7 protein-coding genes are annotated in these 10,863 nt (G+C 72.8%); 3 read left to right on the top strand and 4 right to left on the bottom strand.

What is annotated here, in order from left to right:
- Positions 1 to 320 precede the first annotated feature (320 nt).
- Entirely contained in the window at positions 321 to 827 is a 507-nt protein-coding gene (locus tag C6N75_RS20115; protein ID WP_105870307.1) for a DUF6912 family protein, read from the top strand.
- A gap of 123 nt (positions 828 to 950) precedes the next feature.
- Complete coding sequence (locus tag C6N75_RS20110; RefSeq protein WP_105870310.1) at positions 951 to 1,625, top strand: HAD family hydrolase; 675 nt, start codon at positions 951 to 953, stop codon at positions 1,623 to 1,625.
- A gap of 154 nt (positions 1,626 to 1,779) precedes the next feature.
- Here the strand turns inward: C6N75_RS20110 and C6N75_RS20105 are convergent, their stop codons facing one another.
- Positions 1,780 to 2,346 carry a DJ-1/PfpI family protein gene (locus C6N75_RS20105; protein WP_105870306.1) on the bottom strand — a complete coding sequence of 189 codons (567 nt, stop codon included), beginning with the start codon at positions 2,344 to 2,346 and terminating at the stop codon, positions 1,780 to 1,782.
- A gap of 373 nt (positions 2,347 to 2,719) precedes the next feature.
- Between C6N75_RS20105 and C6N75_RS20100 the strand changes: the two genes are divergently transcribed.
- Positions 2,720 to 7,660, top strand: coding sequence for an NAD-glutamate dehydrogenase (locus C6N75_RS20100; RefSeq protein WP_105870305.1), 4,941 nt, complete (start codon positions 2,720 to 2,722; stop codon positions 7,658 to 7,660).
- A gap of 96 nt (positions 7,661 to 7,756) precedes the next feature.
- Here the strand turns inward: C6N75_RS20100 and C6N75_RS20095 are convergent, their stop codons facing one another.
- The 3 genes from C6N75_RS20095 to C6N75_RS20085 form a co-directional block, all read right to left on the bottom strand.
- A complete protein-coding gene (locus C6N75_RS20095; protein ID WP_265737440.1) occupies positions 7,757 to 9,172 on the bottom strand; it encodes a glycosyltransferase 87 family protein in 1,416 nt (471 codons plus the stop codon).
- A 68-nt stretch (positions 9,173 to 9,240) separates the two neighbouring features.
- Complete coding sequence (locus C6N75_RS20090) at positions 9,241 to 9,954, bottom strand: ABC transporter ATP-binding protein (RefSeq protein WP_105870304.1); 714 nt, start codon at positions 9,952 to 9,954, stop codon at positions 9,241 to 9,243.
- Positions 9,947 to 10,863, bottom strand: a 917-nt coding sequence (locus C6N75_RS20085) for an ABC transporter permease (RefSeq protein WP_407703248.1), incomplete at its 5' end; no start/stop codon positions are given. The genes C6N75_RS20085 and C6N75_RS20090, both read right to left, overlap by 8 nt.

Raw genomic sequence — 10,863 nt, 5'->3', positions numbered from 1 at the left:
GTCGCGGTGGTGCTCATGGTGATCGCCCCTTCGCTGGAGGCCCGGTGACTACCGGGCGGTAACTTTGGGTGAGCACCTTCTACGGGAAGCGGCTGCCGTGCGCAATGGTTCGACTACCTAGGGTGATCGACTCAGGACGTCACCGGTTGGGGTGAGGCGGGGGCGGCGGAAGCCGGGCCCGCGCGGCGGCGCGCGGTGCCGGGTTGACGCCCGGCCCCGGCGGCCGGCCACCCCCACGGGGGACCCCGCACGTATCCTGATGACGATCGAGACGGCTGTCGTGCGGACGGTCGAGACGACGACGAAAGCGACCTTCGGCCATGCGCGTGTACGTCCCCCTGACCCTCGCCGGTCTCGCACAGGCGCATACGGCGGGCGAGGTCGGTCCCGGCCCGCTGACCGCGTACGCGGTGACGCCCGGGCTGCGCGAGTGGTACGTCTCCGACGACATCGAGGAGCTGGAGTACGCGGCGCTCAGCCGGGCCGCCGCCGCCTCGCTGCGGATGATCGCCGCCGTCCCGGACCTGCCGCGGCGGCGGGTGGTTCTCGCCGTGGACGTGCCGGACGGGGACGCGGTGGCCGACCCCGACGGTCCGCTGGACCACTCCTCGGTGGGCGAGGTCCGGATCGCGGCGGCGGTCCCGCTGGCCAAGGCCGCCGCGGTGCACGTGGACGCGGACGACGCCGAGGCGGACGTCTCGGCGGCGGCGGACGCGCTGGGCGCGGCGGACCACGGGGACGACGACGCGCAGTTCGTGGTGGACGGCGCGGAGGACCACGAGCTGCTGTGGTTCGGCGTGCAGGAGATCCCGGGCCTGATCACCTGATCACCTGAGCGTTCGATCCGGTGGATCCCGGGCCCGGTCGCCTGATCCGCCGGGGCTTGTGAGGGTCGGCCCCGCGGCGGGCGGCCGGGAGCGCTGTCAGTGGCGGCCGGTACCGTCTCCGGCATGGTGAAGCGCTCGGGGAAGCACGGCACCCACCTGGTGTGGGACTGGAACGGCACGCTGTTCGACGACATGGCCGCGGTGATCGCCGCGACCAACGCGGCCTTCGCGGAGATGGACCTGCCGCCGCTCACCCTGGAGCGCTACCGCGAGCTGTACTGCGTCCCCGTCACCGCCTTCTACGAGCGGTTGCTGGGGCGGCTGCCGTCGGCCGGCGAGTGGGAGGTGATGGACGCCGCCTTCCACCGGCACTACTGGTCCGGCGCGGACGCCTGCGCGCTGACCCTCGGCGCGGCCGAGCTGCTGGCGGCGCGGCGGTCCGCCGGGCTCACCCAGTCGCTGCTGTCGCTGGCCCCGCACGAGCAGCTCGTGCCGGTGGTGCGGCGGCACGGCATCGAGGAGCACTTCCTCCGGGTGGACGGCCGGGTCGGCGCGGCGCTCGGCGGCAAGGCGGAGCACATGGTGCGCCATCTGGCCGCGCTGGAGGGCGTGCCGGCGGAGCGGATCGTGGTGATCGGAGACGCGGCGGACGACGCGGTGGCGGCCGCCCATGTGGGCGCGAGGGCGGTGCTGTACACCGGCGGCTCGCACAGCCGCGCCAGCCTGGAGCGGGTGGGCGTGCCGGTGGTCGACACCCTGGAGGAGGCGGTGCGGGTGGCGGAGGAGATGTCCGGCTGAGGCGCACGGAGGCGGGGCCCCAGGCGCGGACTCTTTGGCGTGGGCCTCAGCGCCGGGCCTCGGGCGCGGGTCTCCGCCGGGGGCCCCGGGCGCGGGACCTTAAGCGCCGGGTCTCGGCCGAGGGGCCTCAGGGTGCAGGTCTCGGGTGGCGGCCTCAGGGGCTCGGTGAGGCGCCTCGCAGGACGTCGAGGAAGGCGCGCATCCACATCGGGTGGTCCGGCCAGCCCCGGGCGGAGACCAGGGGGCCGTCCACCACGGTGGGCACGTCCTGGAAGGTCGCGCCGGCCGACTGCATGTCGAACTCCAGGGCCGGGTACGCCGTGACCCGCCGCCCGTCCAGGGCGCCGACCGCCGCGGTCAGCAGCGGGCCGTGGCAGATCTGCGCCACCGGCTTGTCCGCGTCGAAGAAGGACTTCACGATCTTGCGCAGCTCGGGATCGTTGCGCAAATACTCGGGGGCCCGGCCGCCGGGGATGACCACGGCCGCGTACCGGCTCGGCTCCACCTCGGAGAAGGCGAGGTCGGCCGGCCAGGTGTAGCCGGGTTTCTCGGTGTAGGTGTCGTGGCCGCTCTCGGTGTCGTGCACCACGAACCGCAGCCGCTTGCGGCTGGGGGCGGCGATGTGCACCTCGTACCCCTCCTCGAGAAGTCGCTGGTAGGGGTAGAGCACCTCCAGGGACTCGGCCGCGTCCCCGGTCACGATGAGGATTTTCTCGGTCATGATGGGTCACCTCTGCGAGCGAGCACTGTCCGGAGTGTCAAACTTCGGGGCCCTCTCTTGTACACATACGGCTCATGACGGTCCCCCGGTCCGGGGCGATAGCCTTGACCCGTGATCAGCGCGATACGCCTCGGGGGCAGCGAAGCCCCCGGCACCCGCCCGGAGCGCCACCGCGCCCGGGCGAGCGCTGGAACGTCCCTCCGGACCGGTGCGCGGCATCATCCGCCCAGGACGGGACAAGCGGCCGACAGCGGCCCGGACATCTCTCACGGCGGCATAGCGTCACTCCACATCGGAAACCTCACGTCGTGGCGTCGTGTCTCCCTTTCATTCACCTACGTCACGCAACGGCGCGCGACAGGAGCCAGAGGACATGCAGACCAAGCTGGACGAAGCCAAGGCCGAGCTGCTCGAACGAGCGGCCCGGGTAGCTGAGAACAGCCCGGTCGGGGGGCAACTCCGGACTGCGGCCGAGCACGAACGACCCGACCGGGACACCGTCCTCGCGTACCTCCGGCGCTACTACCTGCACACCGCGCCCGAGGACCTCGCCGACCGGGACCCGGTCGACGTCTTCGGCGCAGCGCTCTCCCACTTCCGGCTCGCCGAGAACCGGCCCCAGGGCACGGCCAACGTCCGCGTGCACACCCCCACCGTCGAGGAGAACGGCTGGACGTGCAGCCACTCCGTGGTGGAGGTCGTCACCGACGACATGCCCTTCCTGGTCGACTCGGTCACCAACGAGCTGTCCCGCCAGGGCCGCGGCATCCACGTCGTGGTCCACCCGCAGGTCTTCGTCCGCCGCGACCTGACCGGCAGGCTCATCGAGGTGCTCACCGACCGCGCCGCCGCGGCCGAGCACCACGACGCGCTCACCGAGTCCTGGATCCACGTGGAGATCGACCGCGAGACCGACCGGGCCGACCTCAAGCAGATCACCGGCGACCTGCTGCGCGTGCTGTCCGACGTCCGCGAGACCGTCGAGGACTGGGAGAAGATGCGCGACTCCGCGCTGCGCATCGCCGAGGCCCTGCCCGAGGAGCCCACCGCCCCCGAGGTCACCGGCACCGAGGTCGAGGAGGCCCGCGAGCTGCTGCGCTGGCTGGCCGCCGACCACTTCACCTTCCTCGGCTACCGCGAGTACGACCTGGCCGGCGAGGACGCGCTGACCGCCGTCCCCGGCACCGGCCTGGGCATCCTGCGCTCCGACCCCCAGCACGCCGAGGACGAGGCCCACCCGGTCTCCCCGTCGTTCAACCGGCTCCCCGCCGACGCCCGGGCCAAGGCCCGCGAGCACCGGCTGCTCGTCCTGACCAAGGCCAACAGCCGCTCCACCGTGCACCGCCCCTCCTACCTCGACTACGTCGGGGTGAAGAAGTTCGACGCCGACGGCAATGTGGTCGGCGAGCGCCGCTTCCTCGGGCTGTTCTCCTCCGCCGCGTACACCGAGTCGGTGCGCCGCGTCCCGGTCATCCGCCGCAAGGTCGCCGAGGTGCTGGAGGCGGCCGGCTTCTCGCCCAACAGCCACGACGGCCGCGACCTGCTCCAGATCCTGGAGACCTACCCGCGCGACGAGCTGTTCCAGACCCCGGCCGACAAGCTGCGCGAGATCGTCACCAGCGTGCTGTACCTCCAGGAGCGCCGCCGGCTGCGGCTCTACCTGCGCCAGGACGAGTACGGCCGCTACTACTCCGCGCTGGTCTACCTGCCGCGCGACCGCTACACCACCGGCGTCCGGCTGCGGATCATCGACATCCTCAAGGAGGAGCTCGGCGGCACCAGCGTCGACTTCACCGCCTGGAACACCGAGTCGATCCTCTCCCGCATCCACTTCGTCGTCCGCGTCCCGCAGGGCACCGAGCTGGCCGCCCTCACCGACGCCGACGCCGAGCGGATCGAAGCCCGGCTGGTGGAGGCCGCCCGCTCCTGGTCCGACGGCTTCGGCGAGGCGCTGAACGCCGAGTTCGGCGAGGAGCGCGCCGCCGAGCTGCTGCGCCGCTACGCCGGCGCCTTCCCCGAGGGCTACAAGGCCGACCACCCGCCGCGGGCCGCCGTCTCCGACCTCGCCCACCTCGAACAGCTCGTGGGCGACGACGGGGCGAAGAAGGAGTTCGCGCTCTCGCTGTACGAGGCGGTCGGCTCCGCCCCCGGCGAGCGCCGCTTCAAGATCTACAGGACCGGCCCGCAGATCTCGCTGTCCGCCGTGCTCCCGGTGCTCAACCGGCTCGGCGTCGAGGTCGTCGACGAGCGCCCCTACGAGCTGCGCTGCGCCGACCGGACCCAGGCCTGGATCTACGACTTCGGGCTGAGGCTCCCCGAGGGCGCCGTCGGCAACGGCGACTACCTCGCCGACGACGCCCGCGAGCGGTTCCAGGAGGCGTTCGCCGCCACCTGGACCGGCCGCGCCGAGAACGACAACTTCAACCAGTTGGTGCTGGCCGCCGGGCTGAACTGGCGGCAAGCCATGGTGCTGCGCGCCTACGCCAAGTACCTGCGGCAGGCCGGCGCCACCTTCAGCCAGGACTACATGGAGGACACCCTCCGCCACAACGTCCACACCACCCGGCTGCTGGTCTCCCTCTTCGAGGCCCGGATGTCCCCGGGCCGGCAGAGCGCGGGCACCGAGCTGACCGACGGGCTGCTGGAGGAGCTGGACGGGGCCCTGGACCAGGTCGCCTCGCTGGACGAGGACCGCATCCTGCGCTCCTTCCTCACCGTCATCAAGGCCACCCTGCGCACCAACTTCTTCCAGAAGGCGCAGGACGGCGAGCCGCACGCGTACGTCTCGATGAAGTTCGACCCGCAGGCCATCCCGGACCTGCCCGCGCCCCGCCCGGCGTTCGAGATCTGGGTGTACTCCCCGCGCGTCGAGGGCGTCCACCTGCGCTTCGGCAAGGTCGCCCGCGGCGGTCTGCGCTGGTCCGACCGGCGCGAGGACTTCCGCACCGAGATCCTCGGCCTGGTCAAGGCGCAGATGGTGAAGAACACCGTCATCGTGCCGGTCGGCGCCAAGGGCGGCTTCGTCGCCAAGCAGCTCCCCGACCCGGCCGCCGACCGCGACGCCTGGCTGGCCGAGGGCGTCGCCAGCTACAAGACGTTCATCTCGGCGCTGCTGGACATCACCGACAACCTGGTCGCCGGCGAGGTCGTGCCCCCGGCCGACGTGGTCCGCCACGACGAGGACGACACCTACCTCGTCGTCGCCGCCGACAAGGGCACCGCCACCTTCTCCGACATCGCCAACGAGGTCGCCGTCGCCTACGGCTTCTGGCTGGGCGACGCCTTCGCCTCCGGCGGCTCGGCGGGCTACGACCACAAGGGCATGGGCATCACCGCCCGCGGCGCCTGGGAGTCGGTCAAGCGGCACTTCCGCGAGCTGGGCCACGACACCCAGAGCGAGGACTTCACCGTCGTCGGCGTCGGCGACATGTCCGGCGACGTCTTCGGCAACGGCATGCTGCTCAGCGAGCACATCCGGCTGGTCGCCGCCTTCGACCACCGGCACATCTTCATCGATCCCACCCCCGACGCCGCCACCTCCTACGCCGAGCGGCGCCGGCTGTTCGAGCTGCCCCGCAGCTCCTGGGCCGACTACGACGCCACCCTGCTCTCCCCGGGCGGCGGCATCCACCCCCGCAGCGCCAAGTCCATCCCGGTCAACGCGCACCTGCGCACCGCGCTCGGCATCGCCGAGGGCGTCACCAAGATGACGCCGGCCGACCTGATGCGGGCCATCCTCTCCGCCCCGGTCGACCTGCTGTGGAACGGCGGCATCGGCACCTACGTCAAGGCCGCGAGCGAGTCGCACGCCGACGTCGGCGACAAGGCCAACGACGCCATCCGCGTCAACGGCGAGGACCTGCGGGTCAAGGTCGTCGGCGAGGGCGGCAACCTGGGCCTGACCCAGCTCGGCCGGATCGAGTTCGCCCACGCGGGCGGCCGGGTCAACACCGACGCCATCGACAACAGCGCCGGCGTGGACACCTCCGACCACGAGGTGAACATCAAGATCCTGCTCAACGCGCTGGTCACCGACGGCGACATGACCGTCAAGCAGCGCAACCGGATCCTCGCCGAGATGACCGACGAGGTGGGCTCGCTGGTGCTGCGCAACAACTACGCGCAGAACACCGCGCTCGCCAACGCCGTCGCCCAGTCCCCCTCACTGCTCCACGCCCACCAGCGGTTCATGCGCCGCCTGGGCCGCGAGAGCAGGCTGGACCGGGCCCTGGAGTTCCTGCCCAACGACCGGCAGATCCGCGAGCTGCTGAACGGCGGCAAGGGGCTCAGCCAGCCCGAGCTGGCCGTCCTCCTCGCGTACACCAAGATCACGATCGCCGAGGAGCTGGTGCACACCGGGCTGCCCGACGACCCGTATCTGACGCAGCTGCTGCACGCCTACTTCCCGACCCGGCTGCGGGAGGAGTTCGGCGACCAGATCGACGCCCACGCGCTGCGGCGGGAGATCATCACCACGGTGCTGGTCAACGACACCGTGAACACCGGCGGCTCGACCTTCCTGCACCGCCTGCGCGAGGAGACCGGCGCCTCCATGGAGGAGATCGTCCGGGCCCACACCGCGGCACGGGTGATCTTCGGCCTCGGCGAGGTCTGGGACGCGGTCGAGGGCCTGGACAACCGGGTCGCCGCCGAGGTGCAGACCCGCGTCCGGCTGCACTCGCGCCGGCTGGTCGAGCGCGGCACCCGCTGGCTGCTCGGCAACCGCCCGCAGCCGTTGCAGTTGGCCGAGACCATCTCCTTCTTCGCCGAGCGCGTCGAGCAGGTGTGGGCCAAGCTCCCGCAGTTGCTGCGCGGCGCGGACCAGGAGTGGTACGAGGGGATCGTCGCCGAGCTGACCGGCGCCGGCGTCCCCGAGGAGCTGGCGCTGCGGGTGGCCGGCTTCTCCTCGGCCTTCCCGACGCTGGACATCGTGGCGATCGCCGACCGGACCGGCAAGGATCCGCTGGCCGTCGCAGAGGTCTACTACGACCTTGCCGACCGGCTGTCCATCACCCAGCTCATGGACCGCATCATCGAGTTGCCCCGCTCCGACCGCTGGCAGTCCATGGCCCGCGCCTCCATCCGCGAGGACCTCTACGCCGCCCACGCGGCCCTGACCGCCGAAGTCCTCGCGGCCGGCAACGGCACCTCCACCCCGGAGGAGCGGTTCGACGCCTGGGAGCGGAAGAACGCCGCCCTTCTGGGCCGCGCCCGGTCCACCCTTGAGGAGATCCAGAGCTCCGACACCTTCGACCTGGCGAACCTCTCGGTGGCCATGCGCACCATGCGCACCCTGCTGCGTACGCACGTCTGAGCAGCGGATACGGGAAGGGAGGGCGCCCCCGCGGGGCCGCCCTCCCCTCCGGCGCGTCGGTGAGCCGGTACGCCGCACACGGCCGTCCGGGCCCGCTCACAGCCCCTTGAGGGAGGGCGGGCCCGGCACGGTCTGGAGCCACAGGCGGCGGCACGCCACGGCGGTCGCCGCCAGCAGCACCAGGTTGCGCAGGGCCACCACCACGGTGCCCAGCGGACCGAGCGCGATCACGTCCTCGTACAGGATCGGATAGCCCAGCGAGGTGAGCGCGGCGGCCGGCGCCATCAGCAGCGCCGGCCGCCGCATCACGCTGTCCCGGCAGGTCAGGCAGACCGCCGCCAGCGCCAGCAGCCACACCAGGTACTGCGGGCTGATCACCCGGCTGGTCACCGTGAACAGCAGCACCGCGGTCAGCGCCGCGTCCGCCGGGGTCGCCGGGCTCCACGCCCAGGACCGCCAGCGCCACAGCAGCAGCCAGCCCAGCGCCACCGCCGACAGCGCCAGCGCCGCGTGCGCGGCGGTCTCGGTGTACGGGCCGGCCAGCTCGAACGCCCCGAACCGGTAGCGGACCTCGCCGTCCCACCAGCCCGCCAGGCCGGCCAGCGCCAGCGCGCTGCCGCCCAGCGACTCGATCTGGAGCCCCCGGCCGCCCTGCTGCTCGGCGAAGTCGCCGACGTGGGAGTAGCCCCAGAGCAGCACCAGCAGCAGCGCGCCCGCCGCCAGCAGCGCCGAGGTCCAGCCGCGCCGGGAGGGGCGGCCGCGCGGCAGCCCGGCCAGGATCAGCAGCGGCCACACCTTCACCATCGCGCCGAGCCCGGCCAGCGCGCCGCCGAGCCGGTTGCGCCCGGCCAGCAGAGCCAGCAGCCCGAAGACCGCCAGCGCGGTGGGGAACAGGTCGTAGCGGGCCAGCGGCAGATGCAGCAGCAGCGGCAGCCCGGCCACCCAGAGCCAGGCCCCGCCGCCGCCCCGGCGCAGCAGGGCGAACGCGATGGCGGCGTCGGCCAGCAGGGCGAGGGCGACGAACGCCTGGAAATAGCTCAAAAGCTGCGACGCCGAACCGGGGGCCAGGATCACCAGCCCGGCGCCGGGCGGGTACTGCCAGGTGACGTCGCCCGGCGGGAAGGTGCGGTCGGCCAGCACCTCGTACCAGTGCTGGTAGAGCGCGTACACCTCGCGGGAGACGCCGCCGATGCCGAGGTTGTCCCGCAGCAGCAGCACGACCATCAGCCCGCGGGTGAGCAGCCAGACCAGGGCCAGCGGCAGCACGGCGGTGCGGTCGGTGAACAGCGGGGTGCGGCGGGGCGGCACCCGCTTGCCGCGGTCGGTGTGCTCGGCGACCGGGCGGCCGTCGGGGCCGCGGGAGCGGCGGCGTGCGGGCGCGGAGGCCGCCCGGTCCGGCGGGCCCGCCGGCTCCGGGGAAGGCGCCGGTTCCAGGGGAGGGGCCGGCTCCGGAGGAGGGGCCGCCTCGCCCTGCGTACGCTCCGGGTCCTGTTCTGCACGGTTCGTAGCCATCAGAGGAAAATCTAGCCTGATGGTCCTATATGCGCCCTTTGTGTGCGGCCGCCCTGCGGATGCGGGGGCTACGGCTTGCCGGTGTGCGCCTCGTAGGCGTCGAGCACCTCGTCCGCGGGCCCGTCCATCAGCAGCTCCCCGGCCTCCAGCCAGAGCACCCGGTCGCAGCTGGCGCGGATGGCGGCGTTTCCGTGGCTGACCAGGAAGACCGTGCCGGCCTGGGCCCGCAGCTCGGCGATCCGCTCGCGGCTGCGCCGCTGGAAGCGGGCGTCCCCGGTGGCCAGCGCCTCGTCGATGAGCAGCACGTCATGCGAACGGGCGGCGGCGATGGCGAACCGCAGCCGGGCGCCCATCCCAGAGGAGTAGGTGCGCATCGGCAGCGAGGCGAAGTCGCCCTTCTCGTCGATGCCGGAGAACGCCACGATGTCGGCGTACCGGGCCCGGATCTCCCGCCGGGACATCCCCATGGCCAGGCCGCCGAGGATCACGTTCCGCTCGCCGGTCAGGTCGCCCATCAGGGCGGCGTTCACCCCGAGGAGTGAGGGGTTGCTGCGGGTGTACACCCGGCCCCGGGTCGGCGGCTGGAGGCCGGCGATCGCCCGGAGCAGAGTGGACTTGCCGGAGCCGTTGGTGCCGACCAGCCCGATCGCCTCGCCCTCGTACGCCGCGAAGCTCACGCCCCGGACCGCGTGCACCGTCTCCCGGCGGGCCGGCACCGGGTAGCTGACGTGGACGCCGTCCACCACCACGGTGGGGGTGCGCTCGTCTTGTCGCTCAGCCACGGCCGTACGCCTCCTCCGCGCGCCAGAACCACACGAAGCCGCCCACCGCCGCCAGCACCGCCCAGCCTGCCGCGATCGCCCAGACGTGCGGCGGGAGCTGCTCGGCGGTGAAGCTGTCGACGAGCGCGAAGCGCACCAGGTCGATGTAGACGGCCGCGGGGTTCAGCTCCAGGGCCAGCCCGACCGCGTACGGCACCCGCCCGCCGTGCACCACCTGCTGCACGCTCCACATCACCCCCGAGGCGTACATCCAGGTCCGCAGCACGAACGGCAGCAGCTGCGCGATGTCCGGGGTGCGGGCGGCCAGCCGGGCCATCGCCATCGACACGCCGGTGGAGAAGAGCGCCTGGAGGGCGAGGGCGGGCAGGGCGAGCAGCCAGGACGGCCGGGGGGTGATCCCGCAGCAGAGCAGGATGCCGGCCAGCGCGGCCAGCGAGAACGCCAGCTGCTGGAGCTGCTGGAGCGCCAGGGCCAGCGGCAGGCTCGCCCGGGGGAAGTGCAGGGCGCGGACCAGCCCGAGGTTCCCGCTGATCGCCCGGGTGCCGGCGGTGATCGTCCCGGCGGTGAAGGACCATACGAAGACCCCGGTGACCAGGTACGGGATGAAGTCGGGGATGCCCTCGCGGGTGTTCATCAGCTCGCCGAAGATCAGGTAGTACACGGCCGCGTTGAGCAGCGGGGTCGCCACCTGCCAGAGCTGCCCGAGCCGGGCCTGGCTGTACTGGGCGGTGAGCCTGGCGGTGGCGAAGGCGGTGATGAAGTGCCGCCGCGCCCACAGGTCCCGCAGGTAGGCGGCGAGCGGTGGACGGGCGCCGCTGACGGTGAGCCCGTGGCGCAGGGCGAGGGCCCGCAGGTCGGAAGGCCCGGGACCGGCGGGATGGGCGTCGGGGGGTCGCGGCGGGGCGAGTG

It is taken from the genome of Streptomyces solincola, assembly GCF_002982015.1.
GTDB lineage: Bacteria > Actinomycetota > Actinomycetes > Streptomycetales > Streptomycetaceae > Streptomyces > Streptomyces solincola.
The sequence above is the reverse complement of the archived record's forward strand: the minus strand, read 5'-3'. Positions and strand labels throughout refer to the sequence as shown.